The organism is uncultured Winogradskyella sp. (genome assembly GCF_947496485.1).
Taxonomy (GTDB): Bacteria; Bacteroidota; Bacteroidia; order Flavobacteriales; family Flavobacteriaceae; genus Winogradskyella.
In genome coordinates this window covers 152,839-172,509 of sequence record NZ_CANMCZ010000007.1, presented here as the reverse complement: position 1 = coordinate 172,509, position 19,671 = coordinate 152,839, and the positions used below count along the sequence as shown (strand labels likewise).

Genomic DNA, 19,671 nt, shown 5'->3' with positions numbered 1-19,671 from the left:
CCAGATTTGATTCATTTTCTATTCCACAGATTTTCTATTTTCAATAACATCACCTAATTTCTTTCCGTAAAAAGAGCTTTTAACATCATCAGTTAAATTATTGTACACTGAATCTATATAGATTGGATTAGCATTAGGAATATCATAAAGTGTTAAATATGGCGCAATTTCACTGTCTTTATTATTAAGAGCAAAATTTATAGTGTGCGCATATTTTAGTTTTAATATTTTTTCAGATCGTTTAGATAATGAATCTGTAGTTATACTATCATTTGCTCTTTGTGCTATAAAACTGGCTTTAATAATATCGAGATTTTGATCGTTATATCTTTTTTGAACTCTTGTATATTCATCTAGTTTTTTTTGTAATTCAGAACCAGTTATTTGGGCATCATAATTAAAATTCTTTAAAGTAGTATTGATTTCAGTAACTCCTTTGTCTGCAAAAAACGGGATAAAATGTTCCTCCCCATCATTCTTATATAACTTTAAATAAAGCACAATAGGTTCTTCTATTTCGGTTTTTAAGGTGAACTCTGGTTGACCATTAATAACCATAGAGTCTAGATCTATAATAAAAGTAGAGTCTCCATTCTTTTGGAGATAAACAACTCCTTTTTTAAGCCCTTTAATATGTCCTTTCAAAGTGAAATTGGCTTCGTTGTCTTTGCTACAAGAGATTGCTAGGAATACTAAAAGAATAAGAGTTAAGGCTTTATTTAAATTTGTCATATTTTGCTTTGATATTAAGATGGCAAATATCTAATATTAGTTTTAGAATTACTAACTAACGGCTGCTAATTCCATTAAAATTGTACAGCCTATGGCAGCAATAGTACCAACAGCATATCCGAAAACAGCTAAAAGAACACCAACAGTAGCTAATGATGGGTGAAAAGCTGAAGCTACTATAGGTGCTGAGGCTGCCCCACCAACATTTGCTTGGCTCCCAATGGCTAAAAAGAAATATGGTGCTTTAATGAGTTTTGCAATAAGGATTAAAAGCCCTGCATGGATGGTCATCCAAATGAGTCCAATAACTATAAGCATTTTATTATCAAAAATGAGAGTTAAGTCCATTTTCATACCAATACTTGCCACCAAAATATAGATAAACACACTCCCAAATTTACTAGCACCAGCACCTTCATAATTTTTTGCTTTTGTAAACGATAATAGAATAGCAATTAAGGTAGCTATACTAATCATCCAGAAGAATTTAGACCCTAAGAATGTAAATATATTGCGCGTGGTCGGTGATTCAATGCCAGCAACTAAATCTTCGAAAAAAGGTGCTAAAAAGTTTGAGGATAAATGTGCAATACTCACCGTTCCGAATGCTATAGCACAAATAATCATAATATCTGTAAGTGATGGATTTCGTTTTACTTTTTCTGAAAATGCAGACACTTTTTCTTTTAATTCTTCAATGGACGCCGTATCTGCTTTTAACCATTTATTAATGCGATTTCGTTTTCCTATACCTATTAAAATAATCGCCATCCAAACGTTTGCAACCACGATATCTACAAATACCATTTGTCCATATTTAGCTTGGTTGTAGCCATAAATTTCCAACATTGCAGTTTGGTTGGCACCTCCACCGATCCAACTTCCAGCTAGTGTAGACAAGCCTCTCCATACCGCGTCTGGTCCAATACCACCAACAGTTTCTGGTGAAAATGTTGCTATCAGTAAAATGGCAATTGGTCCACCAATAATGATTCCTATTGTACCTGTAAAGAACATTACGAGTGCTTTCCATCCTAAATTAAAAACGGCTTTTAAATCTATACTTAAGGTCATTAATACCAGTGCTGCTGGCAATAAATAACGACTTGCCATATAATATAAACTAGTACTATGTTCGGTTTCAACACCAGTTTCGGAAATGGTTGTCCATTCTGGCGCGATTAATCCTATAGTTGTTAATAGAGCAGGAATCATATACGCCATAAATAATCCAGGAACTATTTTGTAAAACTTTGGCCAAAAGCCCGTTTTTATAGATTCGGTTAAAAACACGAATCCTAATGCGAGCATTAGGAGACCAAAAACAATAGTGTCATCAGTAAAAATTGGTGTAGTGTCCATAGTTAGGATTATTTAGTGTCTGCAAAATACCAAAATAAAGTGCATAAAAAAAGTGACCGCTTAGGATCACTTTTCTTCGTTGGGTTTATCTTTCTTTTTAGGTTGCCTGTTGTGCTCCTTTAAGTACTGCATCAGCATCCATTCTATTTGCCCGTTGGTACTACGAAACTCATCTGAAGCCCATTTTTCAACAGCTTTCAGCATCTCTTCATTGATGCGTAGTGCGAATGCTTTCTTTTTAGACATTAGCTTTAATTTTACCTGTTTTTATCGCGTTCAAAAATAATCATCGGTGAATTCTGACCAATATGTTTTACTTCCCAGCCTTCTCTGGCATATTGGTTTAGGAAGTCTTCATATTTTTGAATACGATTTTTAAATCCAAGTTTTGGCGTTACTACTTTATATTCTTTCATGTTATTCTTCTTCCGTTTTATCATTTTTAAATACAACTAATGCTAAAGCCACACCTATTATAACACCAACCATGGAGCCGTAAACTGTACTTATAGCTATATCTCCGGTAACAGCTCCAATTGTAGTACCAATACTGGTGCCCATTGCACAGCCAACACCTATAGAAAGTATTTGATTTTGATTCATTTTTAATGACTTAAAGTTCCTGTATTTAATACTGGTGATGCATCTTTGTCTCCGCAAAGTACAACCATAAGATTACTTACCATAGCCGCTTTGCGTTCTTCATCTAAATCTACAACTTGTTTTTTATTAAGCTCGTCAATTGCCATTTCTACCATGCTCACAGCACCTTCAACTATTTTATGTCTTGCCGCTACAATTGCAGTTGCTTGCTGACGCTTTAGCATAGCATTTGCAATTTCTTGTGCATAAGCTAAATAACCGATACGAGCTTCTAAAACTTCAATACCAGCAATAGATAAACGCTCATCTATTTCTTTCTCTAAAGCATTGCTTACTTCATTTACACTAGATCGTAAGGTGATGTCTTCTGCTAAACCTTCGTCTGCAAAATTATCATAAGGATACATACTCGCCAGTTTACGTACAGCGGCATCAGTCTGTACACGCACAAAATTTTCGTAGTTATCCACATCAAAAGCGGCTTTGTAAGTATTTTGTACACGCCATACTAAAATGGTACTAATCATTACTGGGTTTCCAAGTTTGTCGTTTACTTTAAGACGCTCACTATCAAAGTTACTGGCTCTAAGTGATATTTTCTTTTTGGTATAAAAGGGATTCACCCAATAGAAACCATTCTTTTTAACTGTGCCAACATACTTTCCAAATAATAATAATACACGAGATCCATTAGGCTGGACCATTAAAAATCCGAACGCTAATATTACAGCGGCTAAAATTCCAAAAGCAGACCAACCCGTTTGTGTAATTGGAATTAGGGATATACTACCAAAGAATAGTACTAAAAATAAAAATAGCATTAGGTAGCCATTTGCCGGAACGATGATTTTCTCTTCTTTCATAATCTTGTAATTTAATTGGTTAATAATCATTGAAAATCAATATGATATTAAAATGATATCATAAAGATATAACATATTAGTGTACGGATAGTTGTTTTTGTTACATTTTTATTAAAAACATTATAAAATAAAGTTTGGCACGCCATTTGTATTATAGTAAGTGTAATGAATATTACGATAGTTACCGCAAGGTAACACTACTACAAAATCGTAACATTACATTTGGTTGGTTAGTTAGAAAAAAGCATCTCGTGGTTGGGATGCTTTTTCATTTTAAGACTATTAGAGTTCTACCTAAGAGTTGATAAAGTCTGTAATGCTGGTAATTAATTGAGGGGAAATGGTTCTAAACGATTCGTTATAAGATTTAGAGTTTTCTAAATCATCACCTTTTATTTCGAATAAGACATGATTCATGTTTTCAATAATTATGAGGTTAGCTTTTTCATTTGCTTCTTTCAATAATTTAGATTCACTTTCAGAAACCTGAAGATCTTTTGTTCCATTAACTATTAGAATAGGCATGTCTAGTTCTTTAATTAATTCTTTAGGATTGAATTGCATCCAATTCATCATAAAAGCTTGTATATCTGGTCCGAAAAGAGAAGCTAATGTCTCAGGGTAATCTGTAGTAGCTTCTCCTGCTTTTAATTTGTTTACAACTTTCTGAGCTTCTTTACCTAGTTTTGGTGCCATCTTAGTCACTTGTTCTACCAAAACATCTCCAATATTATTACTAGCACCAGCAAGAGAAATAAAGCCGTCAGCTTTGTCTTTTGAAGCTAACATACCAACCAAACTTCCTTGGCCATGACCAATCACATAAATTTTTGAATAGGTTCCTTTTTCTTTAAAGTAATCAATGACTGCTGAGGCATCGCTAACAAAGTCATCAAACATAATGTCATTATCTACTTTACCTTCACGAATCTGTTTTACAATGCGTTTATCGTATCTAAATGTTGAGATACCATTATTAGATAGACTTTCTGCGAGTTTTTTAAGAGAGTTGTTTTTTAAAAAATTCTGATTTCCATCTCTATTCGTTGGCCCTGATCCTGCGATGATTATTGCTAGACTAGATTTATTCGAGGAATTGGGACTTAATAATGTACCATCAATCCATTTTGTAATGGATAGATTTTCTTCGCTATATATTTTTTTTTGACAAAAACTAACTGAGCTAATCAATACTAAAACCAGAAATAAATATCGTTTCATTTTTAATTTTTAAGCGTTATAAAATTAATAGATATTCAATTGAATTCTAAAAATAGAAACCAATTTTATATTATTTTATTGTTAATCCGTTATTGATTTTAGTAACTATAAATATGCATTTCATCGTTGAAATGCATATTTTCATCTTTAAATGTTAAAATTAAATGTATTTTATCGATTAAATATGTTTTTTAGCGTTGTAATTAAAACGTAATTATATATTTGACTCGTACTAAAATTTAGTTTTTAGTTCAATGGATTAATTAATTAATATTTGCCTTATGTTATGTTGACTTAGAGACCCTAAATCTACTTACATAGTAAAAAAGCAAATTAAGGAAAACCGAGATTGAGGGATCTCGGTTTTTTCTTTTTTATAGATCTAATAGGCTTCTAAAAGTGAGATTTATTCTTGGCTTTATCTGCTTTTTAGTCTTAGCAATTTGATGAATCCAAAAGTGTTGCATTTCACCTTTCATAATAAGTAAGCTGCCATGTTCTAATGTTAATTTATGGCGTTGGTCTTTTAAAAATCTATGCTTAAAGTGAAACGGTCTAGCTTCACCAAAGCTTACAGAGGCTATTTCAGGATTCTCACCTAATTCTTTCTCATTATCTGCATGCCAACCATTACTGTCATTGCCATCTCTGTAAAGGTTAATTAAAAGCGTATTAAAATTGTAATTAGATAAATCTTCAACTTTGTTTTTGATAGTTTGAAGTGTTTGAGTAAACGGTTTTGGATACATCACAATATTAGAATAACTATAAGGTTGATTAGATTCTCCAAACAAAGCTGTTAATCTTGGCTGTTTGTAGGTCTTTCCAAAAACTGTTATATCGTCGTGTTGCCAATTGGTTTTGGTTTCTATAATTTTGAAATATGAATTTGCTTCCTCTTTTGAAAAAAAATCTGGAATGTAGATAAGCTCTGCATTTGGAAGTTTAAAATGTTGTTTCTCTTGTGAAAACAAGTCCATAGTATAAATTTTCTCTAAATTAGCATTAAGCTTATGAAATTCAAAACCATTATTTTAGTTATTTGCATTGCTTTTTTTGCTTTTGCGTCAAAACAAAGCCAAGATGTACCTAAGGGTTTTGTCTATGCAAGAGATATTATTAAAGATCTTGATGTAGAATTACGCTATTATACTACAAACAACTTTGTTGGTGACACTATTGATGGTTACAAGTCCAATCGTTTGATAATAACAGAGCAAACTGCCGAAAAACTAAAATTAGTTCAAGAAGAATTGCATCAACAGAATTTATGCTTAAAAGTATACGACGGTTACAGACCACAACGTGCTGTTAACCATTTTATCCGTTGGGCAAGAGATTTGAATGATACAATTAATAAGCAACAATTTTATCCAAATGTCAATAAACGCAACTTGTTTAAAGCTGGTTATATCGCGTCGCGTTCTGGTCATAGTAGAGGAAGTACACTAGATTTAACGATTACTAATGGAGAAACAGGAGAACCTTTAGACATGGGAAGTCCATATGATTTTTTCGGTGAGCAATCTTGGGTAGATTATAAAGATATTACTGAAGAACAAAAGAGAAATAGACAGTTGCTACAAACTGTTATGCTAAAGCACAATTTTAGAAACTATCCTAAAGAATGGTGGCATTTTACCTTACGTTGGGAACCATTTCCTAAGACTTATTTTGATTTTGAGGTAGAATAAGTTACGTTTTCTTTAGGTAATACAAACCAATTATAGGACCTAAGGCTAATATTAAAAATACAAATTGTGTAAAGTTGTAAGTTGCTATTAAAAAATTTAGCAGTTGAATACTTACAATAGTAATAGCAAACCCAATACAATTTACAATAGTTAAAGCTGTGCCTTTTGATTGGGCAGTGCTATTTTGTGCTACTAAGGTTGAAAATAATGGTGAGTCAGCGATAACAACCATTCCCCAAATAATAAGAAAGGAGATGAAAATTACACTAGAATTTATTAAGAAGAATAAAGGCGATAATAAACAACATAAACCAGAAATACTTAATGCTATTACTGCTGCTTTTTTTGTGCCACAACGACTAGAAATATAACCTCCTGCAATGCAAGCTAGAGAACCAGATGCAATAATGATAAATGAAAATAAAGAGATGTTTAGTTGATGGTCATGAAGTTCCGAATGCAATAATAGAAGAATAGGAACGAAAGTCCAAAAGGCATAGAGTTCCCACATATGTCCAAAGTATCCAAAAGCCGCAGATCTAAACGATTTATTTTTAAAAACTGTAACGATTTTTGAAAAATCAAAAGTATTGGCTAATTTCTGATAAGGACCATTAGGTACAAATAATAGCATTAAAACACCTCCCAACAATGCTAATGCAGAAGTTACACAAATAACTGTTTCCCATTCAAGACTTAATCCGAAGGACTTAATAAGGTGTGGAAATGCAGTACCTAATACCAATGCTGCAACTAAAAAACTGAGTGATTTTCCCAGGCCTTTTTCAAAATGGTCTGCTGCAATCTTCATTCCTACAGGATATATACCTGCGAGACTAAATCCCGTTAAAAATCTAAAACATAATAGGGTAATAATGGTATTATTTGAATATAGCATTCCTAGGTTAAAACCAGCACCAAGAACAGCACAAATAAAAAATATCTTGGAGGGCGAAAATCGGTCGCTCAAAGTCAGTATAGCAAATGCTAATGTTCCGACAATAAAGCCAAATTGTACTGAACCACTTATATAACCTAATGAATGAGGACTAACATTGAACACAGAAATTAAATCTTCAATAATTGAATTACCAACAAACCAAAGCGAAGTACAACAAAACTGAGAAAATATAATTATTATTAAAATCCATTTGGTCGCAAGAGATGTGGTCTTAATTTCCAAGATGCTTATACTTTAATTCAAATAAATCCAAGCCCAATACATCAATCCAAATTGAAGTGGTATTCGAAGCAATAAAATCCATTTAGGAATGCCAGCCGAAGCTTTTTCTCCAGAAAGCATATAAAAATGTACTAATAAGAAAACGATGAGCATGGCAATAATGCCATAAATTGAAACTGCTTTTAAAACGGGAATGCACAAACCTACACCCAAAAGTATTTCAGCAATGCCACTCCAAAAGACCAAAACCTTATGATTAGGTAAGTACCTTGGCATAATACGCATATACATTTTTGGTTTTATAAAATGCATAAGTCCTGCTAATATGTATATACCTGCCATAATATAAAGACCAATAGGCTCATTCATCCTTATAAGTTTTATAAGTTAACCCGATTCCGTAGTTAAAAAGATTCTTATCTAATAAACTCGATTGAAAACCATTTCCATTTTCAAATTTCAACCAATTATTTCCGCTAATAAACACACGCTTTATGTAGGTGTTTTTAGATTCAACTTTTTCTGTAAAAGGGAGTAATGGTCTAAAATTAGTTGGTATTTTTATAACATTACCATTTTTAGATTCAATTTCTTTGTATTTCTTATTTGGTAGCAATTTTCCTAGTTTGTCTGTGTAACCTAAAACTTGTAAAGACACAAAAAAACCATTTTCAGGAATATAAATATCAAACTCATCTACATTCAATTCAAAAACATCACCATCCTTTTCGGTTGCTCTAAACACAATAGTTTCGTAAGTAAGAACTTTGCCAGGAATACCATTATTATTGTTATAGAATTTCACCTTAAATAAAGTTGAAAACTTTTTCTTTTCACTATTAGATCGCTTACGCTTTTTCCAATCTTTAGATTCTAAAGCAATAGGGAAAGAAACACTAGATAATTTTTGGTCTTTGGTGGTGGTTTTAGGAAAATAAACGGCAATTTCAGATTCTATGGTTGGTAACCAGCAGTTATAATAATTATCATCTAAATATGGTTTTAGTGTTTCTTTTTTAAACTTTCTATCTAGTTTAACACCAACGACAACTTCATCTAACTCATCTGCTTTTGGTTGAAGAAACAATTCATCTGGAAGATTTTTAGTTGAGATATTAAGATTTTTAAAACCTAAGGCTGAGATAAACAGTGAATCTATATCTGGATAAAGTTTTTTAGTAAAGTAAAATTGACCTTCGTCATCGGCAAAAATACCATTACCATTACCAAAGGAAATAGTGGCATAACTTACAGGATACTTAGTAATACTATCCTTTACGGTTATCTGAGCAAATGATAATTGCCCAATAAATAATATAACAAATAAAATCTTACGCATGGTTAAGCTTATAGATTTTAAATATACGTCATTTATGCGCATAAAAAAACGCCTCAAATATGAGACGTTTTTCTACTTGATTGATGATATTTAATTAGTCCTCTAATGCTTTTTTAGTTTGTGTAAAGCCTACATACAAGCCAACACCAGCCATTAAGAATATCATTGCAGGATAAACAGCATCATCGTCTAAGACAGTATATGTATCTATGATAGTGGCAATGAATACTCCTATTCCTATACCCATTAGAAGGAATGCTAAATTTAAGACAATAACTTTCCAAGAAGAACCAGTACGTTTTCCTATATTAAATATACTGGCGTCTGCACCTTTTTCTATTAGTGCTAGTCGTTCTTTATTTCGAGTAGAAAAGTATAAGTAGACTATTCCAAAAATAGCTGCAAAAAAACTGAGTGGTATTAAAATTTCTTCGTCCATAATGTTTGTTTTTTAATTGATTAATTTTATGTGTTCCTAAGTTAGGACGATTACTTTTCAATTTAGGTTACACTTTTTTTGAAAAATATTTTTTCGAGTTTCTGTAACCTTATATATAAATCAGTCGTCTTAAAAACAAAATGACCACCAACAAAGATCAAATACTAATCGACGCTATTAAAAATGGCGATACTAAAGCTTATGCGCAATTAGTAGATTGTTATAAGGATTTGGTATATACTTTAGCGTTGCGTATGCTTAAGCACAGAGAAGAGGCAGAGGAAGTAGCGCAGGATACATTTATTAAAGTGTTCAAGTCTTTAGATAAGTTTAAAGGTGATTCTAAATTTTCAACTTGGATATACAGAGTGGCTTACAATACGTGTTTAGATAATATAAAAAAGAATAAAAAACATCTTAATGACGTCGCTATTGATGAATATAACTTTAATAAATTAGACACTATTGATAATGCTTTAGATAATATGATAAAAGAAGAGAAAAGTGTATTAATAAAAAAGTGCATTAATAAGTTGCCAGAAGATAGCAGTGCTTTATTGACTTTGTTTTATTTTGAAGAATTATCTTTAGATGAAATATCAAAAATTATAAATATTGAAGCCAATACAGTTAAAGTGAAGCTTTTTAGAGCTCGAAAAAAATTAGCTGTTATATTAGAACAGTATTTGCAACCACAAAATAGATTGAATTATGGAAAAGGAAGATAAAAGAATAGAGGCTATAGTTAATAAATTAATGCAAGCTGATAGTGTGGAAAAAGCTCCTTTAGATTTTACAGATAATGTAATGGCTAAAGTAGATGTACTTTCTAAATCTTCGGTTACAACTTATAAACCACTAATACCAAAGGTTGTTCTGTATGCCATAGCTGCAAGTTTTATTGCTCTGGTTGTTTATATTTTATTTAAAAGTCCTGCTGATAATACGAGTTTATCTGAACGTTATAATTTACCAGAGCTCTCATTAAACCCTCTTGAAGGTTTATCGTTCGATTTTTCTAGTACCTTAATGTATGCAACAGTATTATTTGCCATTATGATAAGTATTCAAATACCGCTATTAAAACAATATTTTAATAATAGACTGTCTTATTAATTAGGATAATACCAAAACGGAATTCTAGAATAATACACTTGTTGCGTATCTTTTTTTCGAATACGCTCTCTAAGAACTTTTAGTAAATGTTTACCTTCTGGTAAATTTTTAATACCTATATAAGTTTCAAAGCCTTTTTGACCATTTGAGCTTTCTCCAAGTATAAAGTCACTTTTATATATTGTGGAATCAATTTTTATGGTGAATATATCATTAAGTGTTTTCATGTAAGCACCTCTCAAACTATCTCGTTTTGACCATGAGACTGTAGAATTGGTGTACATTTGAGATTTTAATCCTCTAAGATCATCTTCAGGTTTTAGCGTTGGGTTAAAATCAAATATGTAATCATCAAAGTCCTCATCGATCATCATAAATACTTTTAAGTAATTATTTGTAACAATTTTAGATTCAATAGCGACATCTTGAATAAAAGTATCTTCAGTAAGCGCATCTTCATAATTCCGGCTGTCTGCAATAATGCTATTAGAGTCCATGTCATGACTAAAATAGTTAGATGTTTTATAGTTAAAAGTAGAAGCTATAACAATCAAAATATAAATAGGAACAAGGGCTAAACTGACTCTTCTTCCAAATTTATTATCTAAAAAATTATAGACAAGAGGACGATATAAAAATGCTAATGTTACTTTACTAAATACCCAATAAAAAGGGAAATATATGCGACTTAACCATTTCTTTTTCTTTAGCCAACCTAATGTTAAAAAGTCGATAAAGGTTAAGAGCATTCCAGTTACAAAAAAGAGAAGTAAAGGGATACCTATTAAAGGTCCATAAGTATCACTAATAGCATCATTGTCCACAGTTAATCTTACTATGATTACAATGGTTAAAATACTAAAGGTAAAAGCCAGTACATAGAATATCAATAAGAAGGATATTGCGAAAATAATACTACAATAATCTTCTAATCGACCAATATATCTATCAAAAGAGCCTACTTTCTTTTTTAGATATTTTGAAAACTTTTGACTGTAATTGAGTTCCTCATAGTCAATATCACCAGAAACATAACGTAGTCCTAGGGCACCAATCCAAAGCCCTCTTAAAACAACATGTAGAAGAAGATTAAAAATAAGAATGGCACAAGAGACCATAACAACAGTTAATACAATCCACGAATATACTTTTTCGTCATTCTGCGCGGCCTTTACTGCTATACTAATATGCGGAAAAGCAGTGAACAGACCAAAAATGGCAAAACCAGAAATCAGTAATTCTAACTGCCAGCTTTCTTCCTGAAGTTTTTGAAGTAGTTTTTTAAATGCAGGATTATTGTAATCTTGACTCATTGTTAGGTTGATTAAATAATAAGTTTAAATTTAGTAATTAAAAGGTGAATCAACTTATAATTTTAATACCAACGCTTCTTCTTTTTCTTAGAAGCGACACTCTTTCGACCTTTTTTGTACTTACTACCTTTCTTCTTATGCACTATTGGCTTCGCTTTAGGATCTAAAGGATAAGGATGCTCTGTCTCTACAGGAATTTGAACATTTATATAATTCTGAATCGTTTTTACATAGCTCTTCTCATCAGCAGAACACATGGCATAAGCTTTTCCTATATTTCCTGCACGACCAGTCCTACCAATTCTATGTACATAAGTTTCGGCTTGGTTTGGCATATCAAAGTTAAAGACATTATCGAGTTCATTAATATCAATACCACGTGCAGCAACGTCAGTGGCAATAAGGACTTTCACATAGCCATTTTTAAACTTATTTAAAGCAGTCTGTCGTTCACTTTGTGCTTTATCGCCATGAATACTGTCAACAGTATAACCATTCTTAAGTAAAGTTTGTTCAAGTTTATTTACACCAAATTTGGTTCGTCTAAAAATGAGTACGTTACCTTTTATAGTATTTCGCATTAAGTGCAAACACAATTCTATTTTGTTACGCTTAGGTACATAATACAATACTTGACTCACATCTTTTGCAACAGATTTTGTCGGAGTGACATCTACCCGTTCAGGATTTTTAAGAATAGTATTGGCTAGCTGCTCAATTTTATAAGGAATTGTTGCTGAAAATAATAAGGTTTGTTTTCCTTCAGGACAAAGACGTTCAATTTTCTTTACATCATCAATAAAACCCATGGCCAGCATTAAATCGGCTTCGTCTAACACAAAGGTTTCGATATAATCTAGATTTATATAATCTTGTTTATGTAAATCGAGTAGGCGACCAGGAGTAGCTACTAAAATATCAACACCCTTTTTAAGAACATCAATTTGAGGTTCTATAGAAGCACCTCCAAAAACTACTAAAGATCGTAGATTAGTAAACTGCGCGTAAGTTTTAAAATTTTGTTGAATTTGAACAGCAAGTTCCCTCGTAGGACTTATAATTAATGCTCTAATTTTTTTGCCTTTTTTTGGAGCATCTTGTTTATCAAACAATTGTTGTAAAATGGGTAAGGCAAAAGCCGCTGTTTTACCAGTTCCGGTTTGTGCAGATACGATCACATCTTTGCGGTCTAAAACTAAAGGAATAGCACGTTGTTGTACCAAAGTTGGTTCTACATAACCTGAAGCTTCAATAGCTTTTTGTAAAGGTTTTATAAGGTGTAAGTCTTTAAAGGACATGCTTTTATTATTTATTGTAAAGTTATACTATTAGGTTTACCAACGGTCAGCTACCCATTTGTTTTGTTCTTGCTCAGATAAAAACGTCCAAGCAATAAAACGACTCACTTTTTGTCCTTGTCCCATTTCAATAGTTTTCACATCCGTAGCTTTTACTTTTTCTAAAATCTTATACGTTGGTTTTAGCGTCACCTCTTTAGAAATTAAACTAGTAAACCACAAGCATTGCTTACCAAAATTTCGGCTTTCATAAATCATGTCTTTTACAAAACGTGCTTCACCACCTTTGGTCCATAATTCTTCTTGTTGTCCGCCAAAATTGAGAACCGCTTTGCTTGGTCGTCTTCCTTTTAAATTTTTCAGCTTTTTAAGGCTTGCTTTTTCAGCGTCTTTTAATGAGGCATGAAATGGAGGATTGCACATGGTAAAATCAACTTTTTCTTCAGGTTTTAAAATGTCTTTGAAGAAAGCATTAGATTGTTCTTGTCGCCTAATCTCAACGCTAGATTTTAATCTTGAATTGCCTTGTTCAATAGCTTTTGCCGAGGTAATTGCTGTTTCATTGGTATCACTACCAATAAATGACCAACCATATTCATAATTACCGATAATAGGATAAATACAACTTGCTCCAACACCAACATCTAAGCCCTTTATATGATTCCCTTTCGGAATTTCAGAACCATTTCCTTTTAATAAATCTGCAATGTTATGAATGTAGTCTGCACGACCAGGAATTGGCGGGCACAAATAGTGCTCAGGAATTTCCCAGAACTCAACACCATAATGATGTTTTAAAAGTGCTTTATTTAAAGCTAATACAGCTTTAGGATTAAAAAAATCTACAGAGTCATCACCATATTTATTTGGTGCAACAAAAGGAGCTAATTCTGGTGAACTCTTTATAAGCGCCTCAAAATTGTAACGTGCTCTATGTTGACTTCTAGGATGAAGCTGTGATTTTACTTTTGGGTGTGTTTTCTTTTTTTGCAACTTCTTTAAGTTTGTTGCTGCAAATGTAGTTGAAAAGAATATGACTTAATTGCTTGAATTGTTTTTTAGAGACTTTCTTAATTTACGTTTAAATTTTCTGTTATTCGATGTCATAATAATAACTCCGCATCGACCTCTTGATCCATACAAAGCTGAAGCAATATTTTCTTTTCTTATAATTGTCATTTTATCAATGTTTTTACTCGTAATTAGTTCGAGTATTTGATTTGTCTTAGTAAATAAAATTGGATCTAATATATAGGAGTCTTCTCTTACGCTAAGAAAAAATAATATTTTACATTGACAATCTGATTTCTTTATTGCCTCACTAGCAGTTTCGCCCTCTTTCACATAAACTTCACATGGTATCTTTTTTTTGTTGTAAATCGTATCTGATAATACTTTCTCTTTTATTGCAGTTATTTGACTCGATTTTGAGTTTATTTTTTCAAATTTAGTAATCCAATTAGCATTTTGACTTTCTGTGAGAATTGAATCAGCCTTTTTTTCTTGAGAAAAAGTGGTATTGTATATAAAAAGAAAAAATATAAGAATTAAAAAATGTTGCATTTTTTGTAAATTTTCACCAAACTTAAGAACGAATAATTATTATTAAAACTCTAAATGAGTAAACAGCTACTTTGGTTTAGGGAAACACTTTTCTAGTCATAACTAAAGGTAGTCCAATTAATATAAACGCAACAAGATTTATAAGTATAATATTATGAATAGCCCCATAGTAGAATGAAATTCCACTATCAACAACAAACCAAGATAGTAAGCCAAACCACATCGCTTTGTAAGCCCAAGGTTCTTTCTGTTTAAAAGAATTTTCGGAAATCATAACCATTAAAACATGAAACCCAATGATGGTGCCTCCAATAATTCCGAATAGCCAATTTTTTAATTGTAATACATCAGAATTAAATTCGGTTGAATTGAAAAATACATCTTTAGTATAATCATTATGCATTTCAAAGAAAATTGAATTACCCGCAAAAGCCACCAATATGCCAACTATAATAGTAAGCACGTTAGCATATGTCAACCATTTCTGCCAAAAGTAAAACTGCTTGTCAGTCATTTTTATACTTTAGATTTTCTCCTATTATATAAAGATAATCACCAAAATCATTTTCATAAGATTTTATGATGTCTTTTATTTTTTTACAATCAATATCTTTTCGTAATTCGGTTAGACCCTTTTCAATTTCATCTTTATTGGCTAAGGCACTAAAGGACGAAATGCCATGTCTAATACTTTTATCAAAATATAATTTTGGGTTTTGCTTACCGCAGTATAGAAATTGATCTTTTAAATCTGGTTTTATATTATAAGTTTCGGTTGCTGTAATTTGAAGTCCTGAAGAGTTCATAGCTTCTTCAACAGCTTCTAAAGTTGGCATTTGTAGCATGGAATCCTCCAACATTTTTGGAAAATAATGATTGAGCCAATAGCCTTTCATTTGTTGTGGAGTAGAAGTGAAGATGACAATTTTACCATTGGGTCTTAGAATATAATTTAATTCAGAAAACGCTCTTGCAAGATTACTCCAATGATGAATGGTCAGAGTGCCAATAATACCATCAACACTATTCTTAGGCAAATCAGTTTTTTCGGCAGATCCAATTTTCCATTTAATCTTTTGATTTTGAGATTCTGCTTTTTTAAGCATTTCAACAGAAGGATCAATACCAATAAATTGAAAGCCTTTATTCTGCAATGCATCAGTATAGTTACCAGTGCCGCATCCAATATCTAAATACAAGCCATTTTTATTGGGATTGAGATGCTTTAAAAGCTGCTCCGTTAAATACGAATCTGCTTTACGCGTTTGGTTGTAATTAACTCCAATAGAATCGTACTTGGGTGACATATTTTTAAATTCTTATTCAAAGGTAACAATAAGATCATCTTGTTTTACCATACTACCTTCATCTAAAGCTACAGATTTAATTTTTCCAGATTTGTGAGCCGTGACAGTGGTTTCCATTTTCATGGCTTCAATAACAAATAAAGGATCATTTTCCTTTACCGTTGCTCCTTTCTTAACTAAAACTTTGTACAAAGAACCTTGTAATGGAGCACCAATTTGGTTAGTATCTTCTTGATTAATTTTTGCGTTTTCTACTTTAGTAATATTTAATGATGTATCAAAAACTTCAACAAATCGGTTTTCTCCATTCACTTTAAAAAATACTGTTCTAACGCCTTCATCATTAGGAATACCAATTGAAAGCAATTTTATAATTATGGTTTTACCAGGTTCTAAGGTAACAAGCGTTTCTTCTTGAAGCTTCATACCATAAAAGAAATCTTTAGTCGGTATGAGCGCTACATTTCCATATAGCTTGTAATTTTCATGAGCTTTTTCAAATACTTTAGGGTATAACATATAAGATAAAAAGTCTTCCATTTCAATTGGTCTTGTAAAGCCTTGTTGGAACTTTTTCTTGAAAGTGGCATACTCTTTAGTAAAATCTACAGGTTTTAAATGTGCATTTGGGCGTTCTGTATATGCTTCTTTGTTTTTGAGAATAATTTTTTGAAGCTTCTTTGGAAACCCACCAACAGGTTGTCCTAAATCTCCTTTAAAGAAATTAATAACAGATTCTGGAAACGAAATTCCATCGCCACGTTCCATCACATCATCTGGTGTTAAGTTGTTGGTCACCATAAAAATGGCCATATCACCAACGACCTTAGAACTGGGTGTTACTTTTATTAAGTTACCAAACATTGTGTTGACTTTTGCGTACATTCTCTTTACATCATCAAACCGGTCTCCTAAGCCTAGGGCATTTGCTTGAGGTCGTAAATTTGAATATTGACCTCCAGGAATTTCATGTTGAAAAACTTCTGCTGTTCCTGCTTTTAAACCCGATTCAAATGGATAGTACATTTCACGTGTATCTTCCCAGAAATTTGAAAATTGATTTAAAGTATTCATATCAAAATTATGAGCACGCTCTTGCCGTTTCATCATTTCTACAACCGCGTTAAAATTAGGTTGTGATGTTAAACCCGATAAACCTCCTAGAGCAACATCGACTACATCTACTCCCGCTTCAATAGCTTTTAGATATGTTGCGGTTTGTAAAGATGAGGTGTCGTGTGTATGCAAATGAATAGGAATGTTAACTGTATCTTTTATTGCGGAAACGAGTTGTGTTGCAGCGTAAGGCTTAAGTAAACCTGCCATATCTTTTATAGCGACCATGTGAGCGCCAGCATTTTCTAAATCCTTGGCTAATTGTGTGTAATATTTTAGGTTGTATTTTGTTTGCTTTGGGTCTAAAATATCTCCAGTATAACTGATGGCAGCTTCAGCAATTCCGCCAGTTTTTTCTCTGACATAGTTAATGCTTGGTTCCATAGCTTTTACCCAATTGAGTGAATCAAAAATTCTAAAAATATCGACACCATTCTCCCAAGACTTTTCTACAAATTTTTCAATTAAATTATCGGGATACGCCTTGTAACCAACACCATTAGAGCCTCGCAATAGCATTTGAAATAGAATATTTGGCACAGCTTTTCGTAATTCTCTTAGACGTGTCCATGGACTTTCATGCAAAAAACGTAAGCAAACATCAAAGGTCGCACCTCCCCAAACTTCCATACTAAAAGTGTTAGGATGATTTTTTGCAAAACTCTCTGCTACTTTTAACATATCGAAAGTTCTCATACGTGTTGCTAAAAGCGATTGATGAGCATCTCTCATCGTGGTATCCGTGTAATGTATTTTTTTGTCGTCTTTAAGCCATTTGCAAAAAGCTTCTGGACCAAGTTTGGTCAATAAATCTTTAGTGCCTTTAGGAAACGCATCTGTACGCTTATATTTAGGAACTTTGGCGCTTGTAAATACTTTACTCCTATCTATGTATTTGACATCTGAGTTTCCATTAACGGTAACTTCAGCTAAAAATTTAACAGCTTTAGACGTTCGGTCTTGCGGTAATTTAATTTCGAATAATTCTGGTGTATTCTGAATAAAGTTTACAGTAACTTTTCCATCCCTAAACGTATCATGATGAATGACATTTTGAAGAAAATGGATATTAGTTTTTACACCTCTAATTCTAAATTCTTTTAGAGCACGAGCCATCTTTCTAACGGCTCCATCTAGTGTTCTGCCATGAGCGGAAACTTTTACTAACATAGAATCAAAAAATGGACTCACATTATAACCTTGGTAAATACTTCCGGCATCTAAACGAATTCCCATTCCTGATGCACTTCTATAGGTGGTTATGTTTCCGTAATCTGGTGTAAAGTTATTTTCAGGATCTTCAGTAGTTAATCTACATTGAAGCGCAAATCCATAAGTTTGCAAGGACTTTTGCTCATAAATTTTTATTTGTTTGTCAGATAATTTGTATCCACCAGCAATGAAAATTTGTGTTTTTACCAGATCGATACCAGTAACCATTTCTGTAACGGTATGCTCAACTTGAATTCTGGGGTTGACTTCTATAAAATAGATATTGTCTTTTTGGTCTACCAAGAATTCTACTGTACCAATATTATTATATTTAACCTCTGAGGTGATATTTATCGCATACTTGTACAAGGCATTTTTTACCTTTTGCGATACATTAAAAGATGGTGCGACTTCAACTACTTTTTGATGTCGACGCTGTACAGAGCAATCGCGCTCAAATAAATGACGAATATTACCATGTCTATCTGCTACAATTTGTATTTCAATATGCTTTGGGTTTTCTACATACTTTTCTAAAAACATTGTGTCGTCACCAAAAGCGTTTAAGGCTTCATTTCTTGCCGAATCAAAATTTTGTTCTAAATCTTTATTGTTTCTAATCACTCGCATACCTCGTCCACCACCTCCCGAAGCAGCTTTTAGCATTAATGGATAACCAATGGTATTTGCTTCAGAAACGGCAATTTTTAGCGACGTTAGGCTTTTTTTATTGCTTTCAATAATGGGTACTTTACATTTAACAGCGATTTTTTTAGCCATGATTTTATCTCCTAAAGCGTCCATAACTTCTGGGTCTGGACCAATAAAAATGATATCGTTTTCTGCGCATCGTCTGGCAAATTCTGAGTTTTCAGATAAAAAACCATAGCCTGGATGTATAGCATCTACATTTTTGTCTTTAGCTAAGGCTACTATTTCTTCAATATTTAAGTAGGGCTTTAAAGGGTCATTATCTTCACCAATTTGGTAAGACTCATCCGCTTTATTTCTATGTTGAGAATAGCGATCTTCATAAGTATAAATTGCAACTGTATTTATGTTTAATTCTGCACAGGCTCTTAAGACACGGATAGCAATTTCACTTCTATTAGCTACTAATATTTTTTTGATTTTCATGCTTTGTAGGATAAGTTGGTATTAATATAAATAAGTGTATGATTCTAGTAATTTTTGTTCAATTTTGTCAATTTATAAAAATCTACTACAACGTTTTCGTTAAAATACATAATTTATTAATGATTAGCTTTTAAGTACTTAGAAAATAGGTGTGTGGTATAATAAAAACTATA

Annotated in this window: 22 protein-coding genes; 3 read left to right on the top strand and 19 right to left on the bottom strand. The window is 32.3% G+C overall.

Features of this window, described 5'->3' with window-relative positions; genetic code table 11:
* Positions 1-18: 18 nt before the first annotated feature.
* From Q0822_RS17090 to Q0822_RS17055, 8 genes are all read right to left on the bottom strand, one after another.
* On the bottom strand, positions 19-732 hold the full coding sequence (locus tag Q0822_RS17090) for a DUF4369 domain-containing protein (protein ID WP_299126055.1): 714 nt from the start codon (positions 730-732) through the stop codon (positions 19-21).
* Between the two features lie 51 nt (positions 733-783).
* A complete protein-coding gene (locus tag Q0822_RS17085) occupies positions 784-2,094 on the bottom strand; it encodes a DUF819 family protein (RefSeq protein WP_299126052.1) in 1,311 nt (436 codons plus the stop codon).
* Between the two features lie 66 nt (positions 2,095-2,160).
* Positions 2,161-2,340 (bottom strand): Arc family DNA-binding protein, encoded by a 180-nt coding sequence (locus Q0822_RS17080; RefSeq protein WP_299126050.1) that lies wholly within the window; start codon positions 2,338-2,340, stop codon positions 2,161-2,163.
* Positions 2,341-2,351: 11 nt separating this feature from the next.
* Positions 2,352-2,510 carry a DUF4177 domain-containing protein gene (locus tag Q0822_RS17075; RefSeq protein ID WP_299126047.1) on the bottom strand — a complete coding sequence of 53 codons (159 nt, stop codon included), beginning with the start codon at positions 2,508-2,510 and terminating at the stop codon, positions 2,352-2,354.
* 1 nt (position 2,511) lies between these two features.
* Positions 2,512-2,697 (bottom strand): hypothetical protein, encoded by a 186-nt coding sequence (locus tag Q0822_RS17070; RefSeq protein WP_299126044.1) that lies wholly within the window; start codon positions 2,695-2,697, stop codon positions 2,512-2,514.
* Positions 2,698-2,699: 2 nt separating this feature from the next.
* Entirely contained in the window at positions 2,700-3,560 is an 861-nt protein-coding gene (locus Q0822_RS17065) for an SPFH domain-containing protein (protein ID WP_299126041.1), read from the bottom strand.
* Positions 3,561-3,854: 294 nt separating this feature from the next.
* Positions 3,855-4,781: an alpha/beta hydrolase gene (locus Q0822_RS17060; protein ID WP_299126039.1), complete on the bottom strand. Its 927-nt coding sequence runs from the start codon at positions 4,779-4,781 to the stop codon at positions 3,855-3,857.
* Positions 4,782-5,155: 374 nt separating this feature from the next.
* Positions 5,156-5,761, bottom strand: a complete 606-nt coding sequence (locus Q0822_RS17055) for an alpha-ketoglutarate-dependent dioxygenase AlkB (RefSeq protein ID WP_299126037.1) — start codon at positions 5,759-5,761, stop codon at positions 5,156-5,158.
* A gap of 33 nt (positions 5,762-5,794) precedes the next feature.
* Between Q0822_RS17055 and Q0822_RS17050 the strand changes: the two genes are divergently transcribed.
* On the top strand, positions 5,795-6,475 hold the full coding sequence (locus tag Q0822_RS17050; RefSeq protein WP_299126034.1) for a M15 family metallopeptidase: 681 nt from the start codon (positions 5,795-5,797) through the stop codon (positions 6,473-6,475).
* A 1-nt stretch (position 6,476) separates the two neighbouring features.
* Here the strand turns inward: Q0822_RS17050 and Q0822_RS17045 are convergent, their stop codons facing one another.
* The 4 genes from Q0822_RS17045 to Q0822_RS17030 all read right to left on the bottom strand — a co-directional run bounded on the left by Q0822_RS17045 (position 6,477) and on the right by Q0822_RS17030 (position 9,436).
* Positions 6,477-7,658 (bottom strand): MFS transporter, encoded by a 1,182-nt coding sequence (locus tag Q0822_RS17045; RefSeq protein ID WP_299126031.1) that lies wholly within the window; start codon positions 7,656-7,658, stop codon positions 6,477-6,479.
* Positions 7,659-7,670: 12 nt separating this feature from the next.
* Positions 7,671-8,027: a hypothetical protein gene (locus Q0822_RS17040; RefSeq protein ID WP_299126029.1), complete on the bottom strand. Its 357-nt coding sequence runs from the start codon at positions 8,025-8,027 to the stop codon at positions 7,671-7,673.
* A complete protein-coding gene (locus Q0822_RS17035; protein ID WP_299126026.1) occupies positions 8,020-8,997 on the bottom strand; it encodes a hypothetical protein in 978 nt (325 codons plus the stop codon). The genes Q0822_RS17040 and Q0822_RS17035 overlap by 8 nt, the downstream gene beginning before the upstream one ends.
* A 94-nt stretch (positions 8,998-9,091) precedes the next feature.
* Positions 9,092-9,436 carry a DUF6249 domain-containing protein gene (locus tag Q0822_RS17030; RefSeq protein ID WP_299126025.1) on the bottom strand — a complete coding sequence of 115 codons (345 nt, stop codon included), beginning with the start codon at positions 9,434-9,436 and terminating at the stop codon, positions 9,092-9,094.
* A gap of 140 nt (positions 9,437-9,576) precedes the next feature.
* On the opposite strand from Q0822_RS17030, the gene Q0822_RS17025 reads away from it, so the two are divergent.
* Both Q0822_RS17025 and Q0822_RS17020 read left to right on the top strand, forming a co-directional pair.
* Entirely contained in the window at positions 9,577-10,164 is a 588-nt protein-coding gene (locus Q0822_RS17025) for a sigma-70 family RNA polymerase sigma factor (protein ID WP_299126023.1), read from the top strand.
* On the top strand, positions 10,148-10,552 hold the full coding sequence (locus Q0822_RS17020) for a hypothetical protein (RefSeq protein WP_299126022.1): 405 nt from the start codon (positions 10,148-10,150) through the stop codon (positions 10,550-10,552). Before Q0822_RS17025 ends, Q0822_RS17020 begins: the two co-directional genes overlap by 17 nt.
* On the opposite strand, the gene Q0822_RS17015 is transcribed toward Q0822_RS17020, so the two are convergent.
* The 7 genes from Q0822_RS17015 to Q0822_RS16985 all read right to left on the bottom strand — a co-directional run bounded on the left by Q0822_RS17015 (position 10,549) and on the right by Q0822_RS16985 (position 19,498).
* On the bottom strand, positions 10,549-11,865 hold the full coding sequence (locus tag Q0822_RS17015) for a hypothetical protein (protein WP_299126020.1): 1,317 nt from the start codon (positions 11,863-11,865) through the stop codon (positions 10,549-10,551). The genes Q0822_RS17020 and Q0822_RS17015 overlap by 4 nt on opposite strands.
* A gap of 62 nt (positions 11,866-11,927) precedes the next feature.
* Positions 11,928-13,163 (bottom strand): DEAD/DEAH box helicase, encoded by a 1,236-nt coding sequence (locus Q0822_RS17010; protein ID WP_299126018.1) that lies wholly within the window; start codon positions 13,161-13,163, stop codon positions 11,928-11,930.
* A gap of 36 nt (positions 13,164-13,199) precedes the next feature.
* Positions 13,200-14,156 carry a 23S rRNA (adenine(1618)-N(6))-methyltransferase RlmF gene (rlmF, locus tag Q0822_RS17005; RefSeq protein ID WP_299126016.1) on the bottom strand — a complete coding sequence of 319 codons (957 nt, stop codon included), beginning with the start codon at positions 14,154-14,156 and terminating at the stop codon, positions 13,200-13,202.
* A 45-nt stretch (positions 14,157-14,201) separates the two neighbouring features.
* Complete coding sequence (locus Q0822_RS17000; RefSeq protein WP_299126013.1) at positions 14,202-14,726, bottom strand: hypothetical protein; 525 nt, start codon at positions 14,724-14,726, stop codon at positions 14,202-14,204.
* 76 nt (positions 14,727-14,802) lie between these two features.
* Positions 14,803-15,240, bottom strand: coding sequence for a hypothetical protein (locus Q0822_RS16995; RefSeq protein ID WP_299126011.1), 438 nt, complete (start codon positions 15,238-15,240; stop codon positions 14,803-14,805).
* Positions 15,233-16,033: a class I SAM-dependent methyltransferase gene (locus Q0822_RS16990; protein ID WP_299126008.1), complete on the bottom strand. Its 801-nt coding sequence runs from the start codon at positions 16,031-16,033 to the stop codon at positions 15,233-15,235. Before Q0822_RS16990 ends, Q0822_RS16995 begins: the two co-directional genes overlap by 8 nt.
* Before the next feature lie 12 nt (positions 16,034-16,045).
* Positions 16,046-19,498, bottom strand: coding sequence for a pyruvate carboxylase (locus Q0822_RS16985; RefSeq protein WP_299126006.1), 3,453 nt, complete (start codon positions 19,496-19,498; stop codon positions 16,046-16,048).
* Positions 19,499-19,671 lie beyond the last annotated feature (173 nt).

What these genes read in the sequence shown, in the direction of transcription:
- Q0822_RS17065 (WP_299126041.1), bottom strand. Translation starts at nt 3,560, where the DNA reads ATGAAAGAAGAGAAAATCATCGTTCCGGCAAATGGCTACCTAATGCTA.
- Q0822_RS17085 (WP_299126052.1), bottom strand. Translation starts at nt 2,094, where the DNA reads ATGGACACTACACCAATTTTTACTGATGACACTATTGTTTTTGGTCTC.
- Q0822_RS16990 (WP_299126008.1), bottom strand. Translation starts at nt 16,033, where the DNA reads ATGTCACCCAAGTACGATTCTATTGGAGTTAATTACAACCAAACGCGT.
- Q0822_RS17020 (WP_299126022.1), top strand. Translation starts at nt 10,148, where the DNA reads ATGGAAAAGGAAGATAAAAGAATAGAGGCTATAGTTAATAAATTAATG.
- Q0822_RS17080 (WP_299126050.1), bottom strand. Translation starts at nt 2,340, where the DNA reads ATGTCTAAAAAGAAAGCATTCGCACTACGCATCAATGAAGAGATGCTG.
- Q0822_RS17010 (WP_299126018.1), bottom strand. Translation starts at nt 13,163, where the DNA reads ATGTCCTTTAAAGACTTACACCTTATAAAACCTTTACAAAAAGCTATT.
- Q0822_RS17000 (WP_299126013.1), bottom strand. Translation starts at nt 14,726, where the DNA reads ATGCAACATTTTTTAATTCTTATATTTTTTCTTTTTATATACAATACC.
- Q0822_RS17070 (WP_299126044.1), bottom strand. Translation starts at nt 2,697, where the DNA reads ATGAATCAAAATCAAATACTTTCTATAGGTGTTGGCTGTGCAATGGGC.
- Q0822_RS17060 (WP_299126039.1), bottom strand. Translation starts at nt 4,781, where the DNA reads ATGAAACGATATTTATTTCTGGTTTTAGTATTGATTAGCTCAGTTAGT.
- Q0822_RS16985 (WP_299126006.1), bottom strand. Translation starts at nt 19,498, where the DNA reads ATGAAAATCAAAAAAATATTAGTAGCTAATAGAAGTGAAATTGCTATC.
- Q0822_RS16995 (WP_299126011.1), bottom strand. Translation starts at nt 15,240, where the DNA reads ATGACTGACAAGCAGTTTTACTTTTGGCAGAAATGGTTGACATATGCT.
- Q0822_RS17040 (WP_299126029.1), bottom strand. Translation starts at nt 8,027, where the DNA reads ATGAATGAGCCTATTGGTCTTTATATTATGGCAGGTATATACATATTA.
- Q0822_RS17025 (WP_299126023.1), top strand. Translation starts at nt 9,577, where the DNA reads ATGACCACCAACAAAGATCAAATACTAATCGACGCTATTAAAAATGGC.
- Q0822_RS17055 (WP_299126037.1), bottom strand. Translation starts at nt 5,761, where the DNA reads ATGGACTTGTTTTCACAAGAGAAACAACATTTTAAACTTCCAAATGCA.
- Q0822_RS17075 (WP_299126047.1), bottom strand. Translation starts at nt 2,510, where the DNA reads ATGAAAGAATATAAAGTAGTAACGCCAAAACTTGGATTTAAAAATCGT.
- Q0822_RS17015 (WP_299126020.1), bottom strand. Translation starts at nt 11,865, where the DNA reads ATGAGTCAAGATTACAATAATCCTGCATTTAAAAAACTACTTCAAAAA.
- Q0822_RS17030 (WP_299126025.1), bottom strand. Translation starts at nt 9,436, where the DNA reads ATGGACGAAGAAATTTTAATACCACTCAGTTTTTTTGCAGCTATTTTT.
- Q0822_RS17090 (WP_299126055.1), bottom strand. Translation starts at nt 732, where the DNA reads ATGACAAATTTAAATAAAGCCTTAACTCTTATTCTTTTAGTATTCCTA.
- Q0822_RS17035 (WP_299126026.1), bottom strand. Translation starts at nt 8,997, where the DNA reads ATGCGTAAGATTTTATTTGTTATATTATTTATTGGGCAATTATCATTT.
- Q0822_RS17050 (WP_299126034.1), top strand. Translation starts at nt 5,795, where the DNA reads ATGAAATTCAAAACCATTATTTTAGTTATTTGCATTGCTTTTTTTGCT.